The organism is Actinoplanes subtropicus (genome assembly GCF_000721705.1).
In the GTDB taxonomy this organism is placed as follows: domain Bacteria; phylum Actinomycetota; class Actinomycetes; order Mycobacteriales; family Micromonosporaceae; genus Actinoplanes; species Actinoplanes subtropicus.
The window spans coordinates 15533-30517 of the sequence record NZ_JOJL01000037.1; the positions used below are offsets into that span (position 1 = coordinate 15533).

The 14985-nt window shown below is 72.5% G+C and carries 13 protein-coding genes, 1 tRNA gene and 1 pseudogene; 9 read left to right on the forward strand and 6 right to left on the reverse strand.

The window, feature by feature from the left end; translation table 11 throughout:
• Positions 1-49: 49 nt before the first annotated feature.
• Positions 50-190: pseudogene (locus tag IH26_RS64790) on the reverse strand (hypothetical protein); the annotation flags it as partial.
• Positions 191-211: 21 nt separating this feature from the next.
• The gene (locus tag IH26_RS0140785; protein ID WP_030441645.1) at positions 212-814 is read right to left on the reverse strand and encodes a 5-formyltetrahydrofolate cyclo-ligase; all 603 of its coding nucleotides are present in this window, start codon (positions 812-814) and stop codon (positions 212-214) included.
• A gap of 81 nt (positions 815-895) precedes the next feature.
• On the opposite strand from IH26_RS0140785, the gene IH26_RS0140790 reads away from it, so the two are divergent.
• The 7 genes from IH26_RS0140790 (at position 896) to IH26_RS60445 (ending at position 7844) form a co-directional block, all read left to right on the forward strand.
• Positions 896-2848 carry a diguanylate cyclase gene (locus IH26_RS0140790; protein ID WP_030441646.1) on the forward strand — a complete coding sequence of 651 codons (1953 nt, stop codon included), beginning with the start codon at positions 896-898 and terminating at the stop codon, positions 2846-2848.
• A 49-nt stretch (positions 2849-2897) separates the two neighbouring features.
• Positions 2898-3812, forward strand: a complete 915-nt coding sequence (locus tag IH26_RS0140795; protein WP_030441647.1) for a UTP--glucose-1-phosphate uridylyltransferase — start codon at positions 2898-2900, stop codon at positions 3810-3812.
• Complete coding sequence (locus IH26_RS0140800) at positions 3809-5119, forward strand: molybdopterin molybdotransferase MoeA (RefSeq protein WP_030441648.1); 1311 nt, start codon at positions 3809-3811, stop codon at positions 5117-5119. Before IH26_RS0140795 ends, IH26_RS0140800 begins: the two co-directional genes overlap by 4 nt.
• Positions 5116-5748, forward strand: coding sequence for a GNAT family N-acetyltransferase (locus tag IH26_RS0140805; protein ID WP_030441649.1), 633 nt, complete (start codon positions 5116-5118; stop codon positions 5746-5748). The genes IH26_RS0140800 and IH26_RS0140805 overlap by 4 nt, the downstream gene beginning before the upstream one ends.
• A gap of 144 nt (positions 5749-5892) precedes the next feature.
• Entirely contained in the window at positions 5893-6621 is a 729-nt protein-coding gene (gene sepX / locus IH26_RS0140810) for a divisome protein SepX/GlpR (RefSeq protein ID WP_030441650.1), read from the forward strand.
• Positions 6622-6693: 72 nt separating this feature from the next.
• Positions 6694-6767: transfer RNA gene (locus tag IH26_RS0140815), tRNA-Ala, on the forward strand.
• 435 nt (positions 6768-7202) lie between these two features.
• Positions 7203-7844, forward strand: a complete 642-nt coding sequence (locus IH26_RS60445; protein WP_157437625.1) for a hypothetical protein — start codon at positions 7203-7205, stop codon at positions 7842-7844.
• Between the two features lie 52 nt (positions 7845-7896).
• On the opposite strand, the gene IH26_RS0140825 is transcribed toward IH26_RS60445, so the two are convergent.
• Positions 7897-8673, reverse strand: a complete 777-nt coding sequence (locus IH26_RS0140825) for an SDR family NAD(P)-dependent oxidoreductase (RefSeq protein WP_157437626.1) — start codon at positions 8671-8673, stop codon at positions 7897-7899.
• Complete coding sequence (locus IH26_RS0140830; protein ID WP_030441653.1) at positions 8673-9542, reverse strand: aldo/keto reductase; 870 nt, start codon at positions 9540-9542, stop codon at positions 8673-8675. The genes IH26_RS0140825 and IH26_RS0140830 overlap by 1 nt, the downstream gene beginning before the upstream one ends.
• A 111-nt stretch (positions 9543-9653) precedes the next feature.
• Here IH26_RS0140830 and IH26_RS0140835 point away from each other — a divergent pair, with 111 nt between their 5' ends.
• Both IH26_RS0140835 and IH26_RS0140840 read left to right on the forward strand, forming a co-directional pair.
• Positions 9654-10496, forward strand: coding sequence for a hypothetical protein (locus tag IH26_RS0140835; protein ID WP_030441654.1), 843 nt, complete (start codon positions 9654-9656; stop codon positions 10494-10496).
• Between the two features lie 93 nt (positions 10497-10589).
• Positions 10590-11834: a GAF domain-containing sensor histidine kinase gene (locus IH26_RS0140840; protein WP_030441655.1), complete on the forward strand. Its 1245-nt coding sequence runs from the start codon at positions 10590-10592 to the stop codon at positions 11832-11834.
• Positions 11835-11890: 56 nt separating this feature from the next.
• On the opposite strand, the gene IH26_RS0140845 is transcribed toward IH26_RS0140840, so the two are convergent.
• Together IH26_RS0140845 and IH26_RS64100 are read right to left on the reverse strand one after the other, a co-directional pair.
• Positions 11891-14269: a bifunctional polysaccharide deacetylase/glycosyltransferase family 2 protein gene (locus tag IH26_RS0140845; protein ID WP_030441656.1), complete on the reverse strand. Its 2379-nt coding sequence runs from the start codon at positions 14267-14269 to the stop codon at positions 11891-11893.
• On the reverse strand, positions 14266-14979 hold the full coding sequence (locus IH26_RS64100) for a hypothetical protein (protein ID WP_030441657.1): 714 nt from the start codon (positions 14977-14979) through the stop codon (positions 14266-14268). The genes IH26_RS0140845 and IH26_RS64100 overlap by 4 nt, the downstream gene beginning before the upstream one ends.
• Between the last annotated feature and the right edge of the window lie 6 nt (positions 14980-14985).

Here is a 14985-nt window from a genome sequence, read left to right on the forward strand (position 1 = left end):
GGATCTGGTCGGCTGCTGGCACTCGCCAACTCCGAGTGCCAATGTTGCGTCATCGGAGGTCATTTCGTCCACTCGGCTGCGCGGTTGAGAGTCGAGCGGTTGAGAGTCGAGCGGTTGAGAGTCGAGCGGTTGAGAGTCGAGCGGCTGAGAGTCGAGCGGCTGAGAGTCGAGCGGCTGAGAGTCGAGCGGCTGAGAGTCGAGCGGCTGAGAGTCAAGCGGTAAGAGTCACGCCACCACGAGGCGTGATCACCCCGTGCACCGGGCGGTCGTGCGGCTCGGCCGGCACCGTCTCGAGCAACTCACCCTCGTGCAGCAGCGCGAGCACCAGCGGCGGCGGCCCGGCCGGCAAGCGGGCGAGCGCCCGATCGTAGGAGCCGCCGCCTCGGCCCATCCGGATGCCGGCGGAAGAGGCGGCCAGCGCGGGCACCAGCACCAGGTCGGCGGTGGCCAGCGCGTCGACACCGAGCCGCGGGCCGGTCGGCTCTTGCAGGCCACGCGGGGCGGGCGCCAGTGAGCCGGTGAACAGGGCCCAGTCGAGATCCAGGGACGGGAGCAGGACCGGGAGCAGGACTCGGGCGTGGGCGGCCAGGACCGTGGGCAGGTCGGGGCCGCCGGGCTCGGGGCCGACCGGAACATAGGCGGCGATAACGGACGGGTGCTCACGACGTACGAACGCAAGAATTTGATCTTGAAGCTGGACGGCAAGCGTGGACCGGTCACTGGGAGTGAGCGCCCGGCGTGCGGTAATCAGGTGACTGCGCAGCGCGATCTTGGCTGCTCGTGATCCTTCTTCGTCACCGGTTAAATCGGACATGCAACACCCCCTTTCAAAAAGCGGCAAACGGCGCACACTATGTCAGCATCGCTCCAAAGAGGGCCACTTCCGGGAGGATGCGTGACGCTACGTGGCCGCCTGACCACCGCGTTCCTGGTAGTCGTTCTCGGTCCGGTCCTGCTCGGGTCCATCTTCGTCGCCCTGACCGTCGCCACGGTGAGCAGCAACCGGACGGCCGATCGGCTCGATCATGCCGCGACCACCGTGCGGACTGGAATATCTGCCATCTGCCGCCAGCTGCAGGCCACCGCGGACGCCGTCGCGGTGGTGCCGGCCGGCGAACGATCCGCGGTCGCCGACCAACTCGTCGCCCGCGGGCTGGCCACCGACATCCGGATCGTCCCGGAGCTGCCGATCGCGGCCGGCAACCGATCGAAACCCGCCGTCGACACGGAGAGCTGGCAGGACTGCGCGTCGCCCACCGGCGGTCCGGTGGGCGCGATCGCCGCCACCGCCATGATCGACACGCACGCGATCACCGCGGCGCAGACGGTCGACGCCGCCTTCCTCGAGCGCCTCGGGGCGGCCAGCGGCGCGCGCGTCACCCTCGGCGAGCAAGCCGTGCCGGGTGCACGCGAGCTGAGCGCGGGGCCGGGCGAGCCGCTGCGACTCACGCTCACCGTTCCGCATCATCAACCCACTTTCCTGTACGCCGTTCTGCTCGCCGTCGTGCTGGCCGCCGGGGCTGCCGCCATCGTCGTGGCGCGCTGGCTGGCGCACTCGACCACCCGGCCGCTGGGCGATCTGGCCTGGGCCGCCGATCAGGTGGCCGGCGGCGACCTGGACACCCGGGTGCCGATCGTGCGCCCGGACGAGCTGGGCCGGCTGGCCGCGACCTTCAATCGGATGACCCGAGAGCTCAAGGCGTACGTGCGGGCCCTCACCGCCAGCCGCGACCAGCTCCGCGGGCATCTCGCGATCCTCGGCGAGACACTCTCCAGCACCCACGACGTCGACCGGATCCTGCAGGTGATCCTGCGGACCGCGCTGGCCGCGACCGGCGCCCGGGCCGGGCTGGTGCTGCTGCTCGACCCGGCCGGCGGCCACCTGGTGGCGCACACCGCGATCGGCCTGACCGGCGCCTGGGACCTGCCCGAGGCCGAGCTCGGCACGATGCGGCTGCCGGTCGGCTCGGGCGTGCTCGGCGAGGTGGCGGCGGGCGGCGAGCCCCGGCGCGGGCACGGCACGATCGCCGAGGCCGAGCCGCCCTGCCGCACCTACCTGGCGGTGCCGATCCAGGCACCCTCCGGGCCCGACGATCCGCTGCTGCCGGGCGAGAGCGGGCCGGCCACGCTCGGGGTGCTCGCCCTCTACGACCGGGTCGGCGGGGACGACTTCGACGAGGCCGACCTGCACACCCTGCGCACCTTCGCCGGCCAGGCCGGGGTGGCCGTGCACAACGTGCGGGTGCACGAGGAGGCGCAGCGACTTTCGCTCACCGACCCGCTCACCGGCCTGTGGAATTACCGTTATCTCCGGGAATCGTTGCGCCGGGAGGTGGAGCGGGCGAGCCGCTTCGGCCGGATGCTGGCCGTGCTGGTGCTCGATCTGGACCACTTCAAGGAGGTCAACGACACGTACGGGCACGCGGCCGGGGATGCGGTGCTGGGCGAGTTCGCCCGGCGTATCCGGATCGGGCTGCGCGAGGTGGATGTGGCGTTCCGCCAGGGCGGGGAGGAGTTCGTGGTGCTGCTGCCGGAGACCGACGCGTACGGCGGGATCATCGTCGCCGAGCGGCTCGGGGCGGCGGTGCGCGATCGCCCGGTCTCGATCGAGGAACGCGGCAGCATCCCGGTGACCGTGTCGATCGGGGTGGCGGTCTACCCCGAGCACGGCACGACGGTCCAGGAGGTGCTGCGGGCCGCCGACGACGCGCTGTACGCGGCCAAGAACGCCGGGCGGGACACCTACCGTCTCGCCGATGGAACGAAGCGCCTACCCAAAGTGAATTTTGATCCGGCCGCCGGTCCCAGCGGTGGGCCGCCACCGCCGCGGCAGGCGCGCGGCCGATAGTCTCGCGGAATATCCGGGCACGATCTGAGCGAAGGTGCGGTGAACCTCGATGTCCCAGAACGCGCATGCAACCGGCCGCCGGGCGGTCAAGGCCGTCATTCCCGCGGCCGGCCTGGCCACCCGGTTCCTGCCGGCCACCAAGGCAGTGCCCAAGGAGCTGCTGCCGGTCGTCGACCGGCCGGTCCTGCAATACATCGTCGAGGAGGCGGCCGCCGCCGGGATCACCGACGTGCTGCTGGTGACCGGTCGCGGCAAGACCTCCATGGTGGATCACTTCGACCGCCGGCCCGACGTCGAGCAGCGGCTCGAGGAGAAGGGCGACCTCGAGCGGCTCGCCGCGGTGCGCCGCACCAGCGAGCTGGCCGACATCTACACCTGCCGGCAGGGTGAGCCGCTCGGCCTCGGCCACGCGGTCGGCGTCGCCGCCTCGCACATCGGCGACAACCCGTTCGCGGTGCTGCTCGGCGACGAGTTCGTCGAGGAGGACAAGCCGCTGCTGCCGGACATGCTCGACCTGCAGGCCCGTACCGGCGGCATCGTGCTGGCCTTCATGGAGGTCAAGCCCTCGGAGACTGCCCGGTACGGCATCGCCTCGGTGGCGCCCTCCGACCTCGGCGAGGACATCGTCGAGGTCACCGGTCTGGTCGAGAAGCCGTCGCCGGAGGAGGCGCCGAGCAACCTGGCCGTGCTCGGCCGGTACATCCTGCCCGCGTCGATCTTCGAGGCGATCGACAACACCAAGCCGGGCAGCGGCGGCGAGATCCAGCTGACCGACGCGATGGCCCAGCTGCTGGCGGACGGCGTGCCGGTGCACGGCATCGTCTACCGCGGCTTCCGTTACGACACCGGCATGCCGCTGGGCTACCTTCAAGCCGTGGTGATGTTGGCGAGCCAGCGCGCCGACCTCGGCGAGGAGTTCCGTGAGTGGCTCGCCGAGTTCGTCGCCGGCGGTGCGAAGGGATGACGGCCACGGCCGATGCCGAGGCGGCCGCCAACGAGCTGATGCCTCTCGCCGAGTACCTGGGCAGCGTGCTGCGCAGGCTCCGCGCGCTGCCTCCGCTCGACCTCGACCTCACCCAGGCGCACGGCAACGTGCTGGCCGGGGACGTGCTCGCGCCACACCCGTACCCCGCCTTCGACCAGGCCGCGATCGACGGCTACGCGGCCCGGTGGGAGGATCTCGCGTCGGCCGGCCGGGTCGGCTCGCACCCGTCCTTCGGCAAGTTCGAGGGCGGCCCGCGGCCGGTCCGGCTCAACGTCGTCGGCGACCTCGGCGCGGCCAGCTGGCGGCCGGTGCGGCTCACCCCGGGCACCTGCTTCTCGGTGGCGGCCGGCGCGCCGCTGCCGATCGGCGCCGACGTGGTCGTCCCGGTGCACTGGACCGACCAGGGCATGGCGGCCGTGGAGATCCTGCACGCGCCGAAACGAGGGTCCGGAGTTCGCCGTACGGGCGAGGAGCTGGCCGCCGGTCAGCTCCTCGCCTCGGCCGGCTCCTACGTGACCCCGGCCATGGTGGCCACCTTCGCCGCATCCGGCATCGGGCACGTGATCGTGCGGCCCAGCCCCCGGGTCGTGGTGGTGGCCACCGGCGACGAGCTGGTCGACGTGGGCCGGCCCAGCCAGCCCGGGCAGGTGGTCGACGCGAACTCGCACGCGCTCACCGCGGCCGCGGTCGAGGCGGGCGCGCTGGCGTACCGGATCGGGATCTGCGACGACGACCCGGAAGGCCTGCGCGGCCTGCTGGAGGACCAGACGCTGCGGGCCGACCTGATCATCACCACCGGCGGCACCGGCACCGGGCCCGGCGACATGCTGCGCCGGGTGCTGTCCCGCCGCGACCCCGGCCGGGGCGCGGTCGAGTTCACCGGCGTGACACTCTCCCCGGGCGCGACCCTGGGCTTCGGCACCGTCGGCGGCGAGGAGGTGCCGGTCGTCTGCCTGCCCGGCGAGCCCGGCTCCGCGCTGATCGGCTTCGAGGTGCTGGCCCGCCCGGTCATCCAGCTGCTGGCCGGGGCCGAGCCGGTGTTCCGCCCCAGCGTCAAGGCGCACCTGCTGGAGACGGTCTCGTCGCCCGGCGGGCTGCGCGAGTTCCGCCCGGCGCACGTGGCCGAGCGGCGCGGCGGCGGCTACACGGTGCAGCCGCTCGCCGGTGGGCCGTACACTCTCTCCGGCCTGGCCGAGGCCAACGGACTGCTGGTGCTCGGCGAGCGGGTCACCACGGCGGCCGCCGGCTCGACCGTGGATGTGTTGCTGCTCGACCGGAGGCGATGATGCTGGGGTCCACGCCCGGATGGCCTGCCGTCCTGGCCGACGGCCTCGTGCTGCTGCGCCCCTACAAGCGGGGCGACGCCCGGGCCTGGTCCGAGGTGCGCATCGCCAACCAGAAGTGGCTCGCGCCGTGGGAGTCGTCGCCGCCCGGCCCGTGGTCGGAGATGAACTCGACCCGCGCCTACGGCTACGTCTACCAGGACATGAAGCGCTCGGCCCGGCGCGGCGAGAGCATGCCGTTCGCGGTATGCCTGCGCGAGGACGGCCATGAGCGGCTGGTCGGGCACATCAACCTCGGCAACATCGTGCGGCGGGCGTTCAGTTCGGCGTACGCGGGCTACTGGGTGGACGCCCGGGTGGCCGGCCGCGGGGTGATCCCGACGGCGCTGGCGCTCGCCGTCGACCACGCCTTCGGCCCCGGTGGGCTGCACCGGATCGAGGTCAACATCCGTCCGGAGAACCGCCCGTCCCGCCGCGTGGTGGAGAAGCTCGGCTTCCGCGAGGAGGCCTACCACCAGCGCTACATGCACATCGACGGCGCCTGGCGAGACCACCTTGGATACGCCCTGACCAGCGAGGAGGTGGCCGCCGAGGGCGGTCTGCTGGCCCGCTGGCGACGCGTACGCGCGTGAAAGTTTGATCATCGCAGCGTGACGCGCCCGGCGCGGCGCGCGTATTTCCGCAGCTCGCGCCCGTAGCCTCGGGGAGATTGAGTCTTGCGGTCCGCCATAGTAACCGGTCGAGCGGGCCGCCCGTAGCTGACGGGAGGGGTGAGGGTGCCGACCTCGGTGCTCCTCGCCGTCCTCGCCGCGGCCGGACTGCTCGCCCTCGCGCCCGCGCTCGTGCGCCGGTACGACGCCACCGAGCGGCTCGCCGCGGAGCGGGCGTCGTCGACGGCGCGGGTGCTGCAGCGCCGCCGCCGTCGCCGCACCGTGCCCGGACGCCGACCGATCAACCCCGGACGGGCGGTCACGGTTACGGTCCCGGCTCTTCGCGATTCCCCGCCGCAGCGCCGGCTGCGCCTGGTCACGGCCCGGCCGGCCCGTCGGATCCCGCGCCGGCGGCACACGCCGGCGGTGGTGCGGCGCCGCCGGGTGTTCGCGGCGCTGCTGCTGCTCAACGTCATCGAGCTGATCGGCGTGCTGACGGTCGGGCCGGGGTTCTGGATCGGCTTCGCGGTCACCGGGTCGCTGCTGGCGCTGTACCTGGTGCACCTGCGGAACCGGGCGCTGGCGGATCGCCGGCGCCGGCGGATCGAGGCCCGGGAGGCGGCCTGGCTGGCCGCGCGGCAGGCGGAGGTACGGCGCGAGCAGGCCCGGCGAGCGGCGGCCCGGCGGGAGGCGCAGCGTCGGCTGGCGGCCCAGCGCGAGTCGGTACGGCGGGCGGCGATGGGGCTGGACCGGGACCCGTCGGAGCTGCCGGCGGCGGCGTCGGTCTCGTATCGGCGTGTCGGTGGGCTGCGGGGGCGGGCGTACGAGGCGGGGGGCCGACACCACACGGCGTGAGTCGGGGGTCGGTTCGCGGCTGGCGGCGGTTACCTGTTAGCCTTTCTCCGTTCGGCAGGCAGGGTCTGCCGAGGGGCTGTGGCGCAGACTGGTAGCGCACCTCGTTCGCATCGAGGGGGTCAGGGGTTCAAATCCCCTCAGCTCCACGAGTGTTTGGGTGGCCTCTGTCCGCGGAAAGCGCGGACCGGGGCCACTCGTCATATCTGCTCCGGGGGCCGAGCCCCCGGAAACCCCGCGAGGGTGGTTGCGCTCGCGAAGTGTGGTTGCGCTTGCGTTGTTGGTTGTGGTTGCGCTTGCGTTGTTGGTTGTGGTTGCGCTTGCGTTGTTGGTTGTGGTTGCGCTTGCGTTGTTGGCTCGCATCGTCGGTTGTGTTGGGCGTTGGGTGCGGTCGCTGGCCGGCGGCCCCGTTGTAGCCGGCGTGCGGGGAATTTGGGGGCGTTCGTGGGTTGCGGGCTGGTGGACTTCATACGATCATCCAGTTTCTCTTGACGATCATCCGAGTCTCTGGTCGGACTCTCGACGGGGATCGTTTTGGAGGCCAGGCTGTGAGCGCCCCCACACCCATCGTGCAAGGATGCTCGATGTCTTACGCGAATCCGCCGCAGGATTATCCGTCGTCGCCTGATCGATGGCCCCCGGCCGGTGGTCAACCGCCGGCCTACCCCCAGCAGCAACAGCCGCCCTACGGTGGTCAGGCGCCGTACGGCGGGGCGCAGCCGGGCTGGGCGCCCGAGCCCCGGCCGCTGCCGACCGGGCCGGGCTGGGGGCCACCCGCGCAGCAGCAGGCTCTGCCCACGGGGACGGGCGAGGGCTGGCAGCCGACGCATCACACGGCGCACGGGGAGTCGCGGTATCAGCCGCCGCCGGTGCAGCGGTCCGGGTCGGGCGGCAAGTGGGCGCTCGTCGTCGTGGCCGTCGCGGTGGTCGGTGTCCTGGCGTATTTCTTCTGGCCCTCGTCGGGCAGCGGCTTCGACGTCAAGGTGACCAAGTGTCAGTCGACCGGCAGTGTCGCCACGGTCGGGCTCTCGGTGCACAACAAGGGGTCCGACACGCAGACGGCGACCATCCGGGTCGAGTACCACGACAAGGCCGGCAAGATTGTCGACTCGGACACCGTGCTGGCGCATGACGTCGGCGCCGGCGACACGCAGCCCGTCGAGCAGAGCACGATCCTCGACGCCGACGGCGGGGCGGTGACCTGCCACGTGACCGCGGTCGCCTAGCCGGCGTCGCGGTGCAGGTCGAGGGCGGCGCGGGCGCCGGCAGGATGGTGAGTTACCAGGCGGTCCAGCCGCCGTCGACCACCACGTTGGCGCCGGTGACGTAGCTGCTGCGGGGCGAGGCCAGGTAGAGGACCGAGGTGGCGATCTCCAGGGGATCGCCCACCCGGCCCAGCGGGGTCTGCCGGCCGAGCCGCGCGAGCAGGTCCGGATCGCCGCCACCGCCCGGGAAGGCGCCGGGGGTGACGCAATTGACCCGTACGCCGGCGGGGCCCAGTTCGACCGCGGCGTACCGGGCGAGCTGGATCAGGCCGGCCTTGACCGCGCCGTAGTACGGCGGGTTGCCGCCCTCGGGGGTGGCGTACAGGTGCGGTTTGGGGCTGACCACGCCGTACATGGAAGCCACCGCGATCACCGCAGGGGAGCTGTCGGCGGCCGCGGCGACCAGGAGGTCACGGGTCGCGTCGAGCAGCCGTTGGAAGGCGGCCAGGGCCAGGTCGGCCGCCGCCAGATAGTCGGCCGGCCGGGCCGAGCGCAGCGACCCGCCCCGGCCGACGTGCGCGTTGTGCACCAGCACGTCGAGCCGGCCGCCCTCGCGCCGCAGGGTCTCGCCGAGCGCCGCCACGTCGTCGTCGACGGTCACGTCACAGCGGGCGGCGCGGCAATCCAGCTTCGCCGCGAGCGCGTCCAGCTTGGACTGGTCGCGGCCGACCAGCCACACCGTGGCCCCGGCGCCGGTCAGGGCCTCGGCCATCACCTGACCGAGCCGCCCGGTCGCGCCGGTGACCACCGCGACCTTGCCGCGCAGGCCGAAGAGCTCGTCGGGGGTCATCACCGCGACCACCGGCTCGGGTCGAGCAGCTCCACCGGCATCTCGGGCAGCACACCGAGCACGTGCTCGCGCTCGGCCTCGGTCAGCGGCTCGCGGTCGACCAGCGCCGCGTTCGCCCGCAGCTGCTCCTCCGTCTCCGCGCCCACCACCAGCGACGTCACCCAGGGCAGCGACAGCAGGTAGGCGAGGCAGAGGTCGGCGCGGCCGTCGCGACCGAGGTCGGCGGCGAGCTTGTCCAGGGCGGCGACCACCGTGTCGCGCTCGGCGTCGGGCAGGTTCGGCCAGGTCACCGCGGTGCCGGCGACGAGCAGACCTTGGAGGTACGCGCTGCGCACCGTCACCACCAGATCGGGCCGCCCGCTCAGGTCGACATTCCACCGCCGGTCGAGGATGTTGCACGGCAGCTGGACATAGCCGAGGCCGGGCAGGTCGAGCGCCCGGCGCAGCTCCTCCGGCGACTGCACCGAGACGCCGATCCGCTCCGCCACCCCGCTCGCCAGGCAGCCCTGCAGCTCGGCCCAGCCGTCGGCGGCGTCGGCCGCACGGTGCAGCAGGATCGTCAGCGGGCCGGCCGGGCGCAGGGCCGCGCGGCTGGCGTCGACGCTGGCCCGCACCGGGACGCCGGGCGCGACCTTGGTGATCACCGAGAGGCCGTGCTCGACCGCGCCGATCCGCTGCTCGCTCTCGCCGTACGCGCGGGCCGTGTCGAGATGCGTGACGCCAAGCTCGCGGGCGGTGGCCAGGATCCGGGCGATCGCCGCCGGGCCGGGCACGCCGGTGCGGTTGGCGATGCCGTACGCCCCGCCGAGCTGGGCCGTGCCGAGCACCAGCGCGGACTGGCGGTAGCCGCCGCGCTCATTGATCCTCATCGCTCGCGTTCCGTTCCTTCGGTGTGCACCGAGGTCGACCCGGTACCATCCAACGCCGGGACCGAACGTATCCGCTCGGTTTTCCGGCGGGATCTCGGGGTCGGTGAGGGTATGCATCACGCGAACTACTACTACGGGCACGCCCATGTGCTGGCCCGGTACTGCGCGCTGGCCGAGCCGCTGCACCCGCCGCGGATCCAGGGCTACCTGCAGCACGGGTGGAACATCGGCGACGGTCTCGCCCCCGGCGTGCCGTTCGTCGAGGGCAGCCCGCTGCTGGTCTGGTCCGAGCAGGTGCGCCGCCGAGCCTGGTCGCAGGGGCGGCGCGACGTCGTGGTGGTTGGTTCCCCGTTCGCGTACCTGCTGGAGATGGAGCCCGAGCCGGCCGGTCATGAGCGCGAGGGCACGATCTTCTACCCGTTCCACGGCTGGGAGGGGCAGGAGGTGATGGGCGACCACCGGCGGCTGATCGACGAGATCAAGGCGCACGAGTCCGGCCCGATCACGGTCTGCCTGTACTGGAACGAGCACCGGGTGCGGGCGATCCGCAAGCTGTACGAGAAGGCCGGCTTCCGGGTGATCTGCCACGGCTACCGGGGCTTCTGGTGGCGCGACCACGACCGTGAGTTCCTGGTGCGCCAGCTGGCCGAGCTGCGCCGGCACCGCCGGGTGGTGTCCAATCGGCTGTGCAGCGCGATCTGGTACGGCCTGCTGGCCGGCTGCCAGGGCGCGGTCTACGGCGACCCGATGGTGCTGGAGAACGGCGACATGACCTTCGGCGGCGAGCCGCGGCTGCACCGGCAGTGGCCCGAGGTGTACGGCTACGACCCCGACCAGGCGGCCGGCTACCGGATCGCCCGGGCCGAGCTGGGCGCCGACGAGCTGGCCGGGCCGGAGGAGCTGCGTACGCTGCTCGGCTGGCCGGTCGCCGAGCGTTCGCTGACCGCCGCCTAGCGTCTGCCGCACCGCCGCCCGGCGCATTTGGCGAAACCTGAAAAATGCTACTTTCGGGTGGTATCTCTGAAGCAAGTCTTCGGAGGTGACGGCATGCAAGCTCCCCTGCCCGACAACGAAACCGATCGGCTCGCTGCGCTCTACGCGCTCGACATCCTCGACAGCGCGCCGGAGCAGGATTTCGACGACATCGTGGCGCTCGCCTCGAACGTGTGCGGCACGCCGATGTCCCTGGTCACCCTGGTCGACACCGACCGGCAGTGGTTCAAGGCCCGGGTCGGCACCGACCTCACCGAGACCTCGCGCGACCTCTCCTTCTGCGCGCACGCGATCCTCGGCCGCGACCTGCTGGTCGTCCCCGATGCCACCAAGGACGCCCGCTTCTCGGACAACCCGTCGGTGGACATGGACGGCGGCATCCGGTTCTACGCCGGCGCGCCGCTGATCACCACCGACGGGTACGCGCTCGGCACCCTCTGCGTGATCGACAACAACCCGCGCAGCCTCGACGTCGAGCAGCTGCAGGCGCTGCGCGCGCTGGCCCGGCAGGTCACCACCCAGATGGAGATGCGCCGGCACGCCATCGCGCTGGCCAACACCACCGCCCGCCTGCAGGAGCTGGAGCGGCGCAAGGACGACCTGGCCGGGCTGGTCGGCGGGGAGCTGCGGGCGCCACTACGGCTGATCTCGTCGTACCTCGACAAGCTGGGCAGCACCGGGTTCCACGACGCCGAACTGGCCGAGCTGGTCGGGCGGGCCACCGCCGGGCACATCCGCGGCTTCCTCGACCTGCTGCAGCACCTGACCACGATGGCCGAGGCCGGGTTCGGCAGCGAGAGCCTGCACATGCGGCAGATCGACCTGACCCGGGTCACCCAGCGGGCGGTCGAGTCGGTGCGGCCGATCGCGGCGACCAAGCAGATCTGGATCCTCAACCAGGCCGGCGGGCCGGCGCTGCCGATCATCGCCGATCCGGTACGCCTCGAGCAGGTCCTCACCCACCTGCTGTTCGCGGCGGTGAAGTACACGCCGTCCGGCGGCCGGGTGCGGGTGGGCACCGAGATCGAGTCGGGCCCGACCGTACGGCTGGATGACATGGACCTGCCCGACGGCCTGCGTCCCGACCTGTTCCCGCACCTGTACTACGGCGCGATCGCGAACCCGTCGGAGATCCCCGGCCCGGACCGCGGGCTGGCCGTGGCCAAGAAGATCCTGGACGCGCACCACGCCACCGTGGCGCTCTCCGACCGGCCCGGCGACGGCACCTCGCTGCACGTCGTCTTCCCGTTCGCCCAGCCCACCACGACCGCGCAGATCGCCGACCTGATCGCGGCCTAGCGCCCGCAAGGGCCCGTACCCGTCCGGCTGCAGTTCGGACGGGTACGGACCCCTGGTCACCCGGAGTAGACCGGGCCGGAGCCGCCGGCCGGGGGCGAGCCGGCCGACGGGAGGTCTTCGGGCCGCATCTGGGCCGGCACCGGCGGCGCCGTGGCACGGCCGGCCGCCGGGTGCACCGAGGCGCGGCCCTGGCCGATCGTCGACGGCCAAGTGTCCACTATGGGCGCCACCGTGGTTGGCGACTCCAGGGCGGGCGGGACGGGCGGCGCCGGCAGCTCCGAACGCGGCGTCAGCCCGGCGCGTTGCAGCTTGTGCCAGCGCAACCGGCCGCCGGTCAGCGCGGTGGTCGCCGACTGCATCAGCACCAGGTACATCAGCTGCCGGTAGGCGAACTGCTGCAGCGGCAGCCGCCACAGTGGACGCAGCGACTCCTTGTCGAAGCGGAACGCCACGGCCGCGGTGAACAGCTGCAGGGCGAGCATGCCGCCCCAGCCGATCAGCGTCTTCTCCAGCTCCCAGAACACCAGGCCGTACAGCAGCATGATGTCGACGACCGGGGCGAGCATCGGCAGCAGCACCCCGAACAGGGCCAGGAACGGCAGCCCCACCCGGCCGAACCGGCCGGACGGGCCGCGGTCGAACAGCGACCGGCGGTGCTTCCACATCGCCTGCATCGTCCCGTAGCTCCACCGGTAGCGCTGCCGGTACAGCTGCTCCAGGGTGGCCGGCGCCTCGGTCCACGCCTTGGCGCGCTCCTCGTACACCACCCGCCAGCCGGCCCGGCACAGCGCCATCGTCACGTCGGTGTCCTCGGCCAGCGTCTCGTCGCTGATCCCGCCGACCTCGGCGAGCGCCTTGCGGCGGAACGCGCCGATCGCGCCGGGCACCGTGGGCATGCAGTTGAGCACCTCGTACAGGCGCCGGTCGAGGTTGAAGCCGACCACGTACTCGATGTGCTGCCAGGCGGCGACCATCTTCTGCCGGTTGCCGACCTTGACGTTGCCGGCGACCGCGCCCACCGACGGGTCGGCGAACGCCTGCACCAGCATCCGGATCGAGTCCGGCTCGAAGATCGTGTCGCCGTCGACCGTGACGATCAGCTCGTTCTTCGCCAGCGCGATGCCGGTGTTCAGCGCGTTCGGCTTGCCGCCGTTGGGTACCCGCACGACGCGTACGTTGGGCAGCGCCATCCGCTCGACGATCGCGGCGGTCCCGTCGGTGGAGCCGTCGTCGACCACCACCACCTCGATCCCGCCGGGGTGGTCGCCGCCGGCCAGCGAACGGACCGCCGCCTCGATGCCCTCCTTCTCGTTGTACGCGGGCACGATCACCGAGACCGGGTCGATGACCTCCTCGCCCCAGCTCCAGCCGGGCTTGCGGCGCTGCCGGGCGTGCCGGCCGGCGAGCAGCAGCAACAGCGCGGTACGCCCGATGGTCAGCGCCCCGACCACCAGGAACAGCCCGGCGATGAGCCAGAGCATCCCGTCCGCCGCGCGCACGGTGTAGATCACCGCGGCGCCGCGCCAGATGTCGCTGCGCGGGGCGGGCGGGTTCTCGGCCAGCAGCGGCACCTGCTGGGCGCCCTTGACCTTGTTGCGCTCGGCGATGGTCTGGTTGAGGCCCTCGGTGATCGTGGTGAAGCGGTAGCCCCGGGCCTTCATCATCGGGATGAACCGGCGCAGCGCCGCGACGGTCTGCGAGCGGTCGCCGCCGGCGTCGTGGAACAGGATCACCGCCGGGGTCTCGCCGGGTGGGCTCGCGTTCCGCAGGATCTGGTCGACGCCCGGCCGCTGCCAGTCCTCGCTGTCCATGTCGTTGACCACGATCAGGTAGCCCTGCCGGCCGGCGTCCTGGACCAGCTTCCAGTTCGTGTCGTCGATCGCGTCGGCCTTCGACGAGTACGGGAAGCGGGCGAGGTTGGTGTGTATGCCGGTGGCGCGGGCGATCGCCACCTGGGTCTGGGACAGCTCGAGGGTGCGCCGCCAGGGGGCGATCCGCTGCATGTTCGGGTGGGTGAAGGTGTGCAGGCCGAGCTCGTTGCCGCCGTTGGTGATCGCCCGGGTGAGCTGCGGGTGGCGGGCCACCTCGGAGCCGATCACGAAGAAGGTGCCGTGCGCGTCGTTGTCGGCCAGCACCTTGAGGACCTCCGGGGTCCACGTCGGATCGGGGCCGTCGTCGAAGGTGAGGGCGATGGTGCGGGCCGGCATCCGGCTGCTGCTCTGCTGGCCGCCGGTGGTGTTGATGACCGGGCCGCCGCCGCGGATCGACAGCGGCACGCCGTCCTGGTCGCCGACCTCGGAGTCGAGGTGGTCGCTCTTGAACTCCGAGTTGACGTACGCCTGCACGATCAGCACGCCGACGAAGAGCACCACCAGCAGGGCGGCGAGCGCGACCCGGGGCGGCGGCAGAACTCGCCGGCGTTTGGGCGTGCTCACGCCGAGGCCTTGGTGGATTCGGTGTTGGCGGGCTCGGTCTTGGCGGGCTGGGTCTTGGTGGGCTCGGTGGTGGCCGCGGTGGTGGGCGTCTCCTCGCCGCCGCCCTGGCCGCCGGAAGGGTCCGCCGGCGGCGACGGCGGGGGCGGGACGGTGGCCGGCGTGGTCGGTGGGGTGGTGGCCGGTGTGGTCGGCACGGTCGTCGACTCCACCGGGCGGGTGGTGGTCGGGGTCGCCTTGGGCGTGGCCTTCGTGGTGGCCGGTTTGGGGGTGGTCGGTTTCGGGGTGGCGGCCGGCTTGGCCGTCGGCCGGGCCGCCGCGGAGGTGACCTTGGCCGACTCCAGCCGGGCCGCCGAGGTGGCGCGGTGCGGGAGCGGGTCGGCGACGTACACCGGCCGGGTCGGGCTGGGTGACGGGACCGGGGTGGGGCCGGGCGGGGCGGGCTTCTTGTCGTCGGCGTCGCTGGCCGGCTCCAGCCCCGGCAGCGGCAGCACGGCGCTGGACGGGACCGGCCCGCCGACCAGGCTCACGATGATCAGGCCGCCGTAGAGCATGACCAGGGCGCCGAAGCCGTACGCGATGCGGCGCAGCAGCCGGCTGCGGCGCCCGGTGGTGTCCACGAACACCGGTGCCGGCGGTGCCACCAAGATCGCCTCGGTGACCGGGATGTCGCCGTCGATGAATGGCGGGTTTTCTGGCTCCTGCGAAGTCACTCGGCG